Origin of the sequence: Streptomyces aurantiacus, assembly GCF_001418335.1 — a bacterium.
Classification (GTDB): Bacteria; Actinomycetota; Actinomycetes; order Streptomycetales; family Streptomycetaceae; genus Streptomyces; species Streptomyces aurantiacus.
The window spans coordinates 1-1,985 of the sequence record NZ_LIPP01000417.1; the positions used below are offsets into that span (position 1 = coordinate 1).

A 1,985-nucleotide genomic window follows, 5' to 3' on the forward strand; every position below is an offset into this window, starting at 1 on the left:
TGTCCCAGCTGCCCCAGCTGCCCCAGCCGTCCCGTCGGCGTTCGTCGTCATGCGGACCAGCATATCGGCATGACGACGAAACGGTTGCGTTCCGACGTGAGATCGGCCTACGCTCACGTCACGACGATACGGTCCCGTCCCGACGTACAGTCGTACCCAATGGCAGGTAAAGGCATTCCCCTCCCCCCCCCCCGCCCCTCCCTCTCCGCCCCCTCCCTGAGTGAAAGCAGCGGATGTGAGTCAGGTCCTCGACACACCGTCCTCGGTACCGGAACCAGTACGGGCGCCGGCGCCCGCTCCGCCCGACGACGATCCCGCGGCGCTCGCCGCCCGGTACGGCCTCACGGTCAGCGGCGCACGGCCCTCCCTGCCCGCGTACGTCCGCGACTTGTGGGCGCGCCGGCACTTCATCACCGCGTTCGCGACGGCCAAGCTCACCGCCCAGTACAGCCAGGCGAAGCTCGGCCAGGTCTGGCAGGTGGCCACGCCCCTGCTGAACGCGGCGGTCTACTACTTCATCTTCGGCGTCCTCATGGGCACGAGCCGCGGCGTGCCGGACTATGTCCCGTTCCTGGTCACGGGCGTGTTCGTGTGGACGTTCACGCAGAGTTCGATCATGGCGGGCACCCGGGCGATCTCCGGCAGCCTCGGCCTCGTCCGCGCCCTGCACTTCCCGCGGGCCGCGCTCCCGGTGTCGTACGCGCTGCAACAGCTTCAACAGCTGCTGTTCTCGATGGCCGCGCTGGTCGTGATCCTGCTCTGCTTCGGTGTGCCTGTCGGCGTGTCCTGGCTGCTGGCCGTGCCGGCCCTGGCACTGCAGTTCGTGTTCAACGCGGGCGTGGCGATGATCGTGGCCCGGCTGGGCGCGAAGACACCGGACATCGCACAGCTGATGCCGTTCGTGCTGCGGACCTGGATGTACGTCTCGGGTGTCATGTGGAGCATCGACCGGGTGCTCAGCGGTCACCAGGACATGCCGCGCGTCGTGCTGCTCGCCCTGGAGTGCAACCCGGCCGCCGTCTACATCGACCTCATGCGGTTCGCGCTGATCGACTCGTTCGACGCGGGCCAGTTGCCCCACCACGTGTGGGCGCTCGCGGTCGGCTGGGCGCTGCTCGCCGGCGTCGGCGGGTTCATCTACTTCTGGAAGGCTGAGGAGACGTACGGCCGTGGCTGAACAGAACGTCGTCACCGACAACACCCATATCGCCGGGAGCGCGGCGGGAGCCGGCCGGGTCCCGACGGTCATCGCCGACCGCGTCGACATCGTCTACCGCGTCAACGGCACCGGGGTGGGACGCGGCAGCGCCACCGCCGCGCTCAACCGCATCCTGCGCGGGAAGAAGACCGAACAGGCGTCCGGGGTGCGCAAGGTGCACGCCGTGAAGTCCGTCTCCTTCACCGCGTACCGGGGCGAGGCGATCGGTCTGATCGGCACGAACGGATCGGGCAAGTCCACCCTGCTCAAGGCCGTCGCGGGCCTGCTGCCGGTGGAGCACGGGCGGATCTACACCGACGGGCAGCCCTCGCTGCTCGGCGTCAACGCGGCATTGATGAACGACCTCACCGGCGAACGCAACGTCTACCTCGGCGGGCTCGCGATGGGGATGTCCCGCGAGCAGGTGCGGGAGCGGTACCAGGAGATCGTCGACTTCTCCGGGATCAACGAGAAGGGCGACTTCATCACCCTGCCGATGCGCACGTATTCATCGGGAATGGCCGCGCGGCTGCGGTTCTCCATCGCCGCGGCGAAGGACCACGACGTGCTGATGATCGACGAGGCCCTCGCCACGGGGGATCGCTCCTTCCAGAAGCGCTCCGAGGCTCGGATCCGGGAGTTGCGGAAGAGCGCGGGGTCGGTGTTTCTCGTGAGCCACAACAACAAGTCGATCCGGGACACGTGTGATCGGGTGCTGTGGCTTGAGCGGGGGGAGCTGCGGATGGACGGGCCGACGGAGGAAGTACTGAAGGAGTACGAGAAGTTC

Annotated in this window: 2 protein-coding genes; both read left to right on the forward strand. The window is 68.0% G+C overall.

Annotated elements, in window-relative coordinates; translation table 11 throughout:
• The first annotated feature begins 235 nt into the window (after positions 1–235).
• Positions 236–1,177: an ABC transporter permease gene (locus AOK01_RS37360; protein WP_055519648.1), complete on the forward strand. Its 942-nt coding sequence runs from the start codon at positions 236–238 to the stop codon at positions 1,175–1,177.
• A partial coding sequence (locus AOK01_RS37365; protein WP_425424791.1) for an ABC transporter ATP-binding protein occupies positions 1,170–1,985 on the forward strand: 816 nt, incomplete at its 3' end. The genes AOK01_RS37360 and AOK01_RS37365, both read left to right, overlap by 8 nt.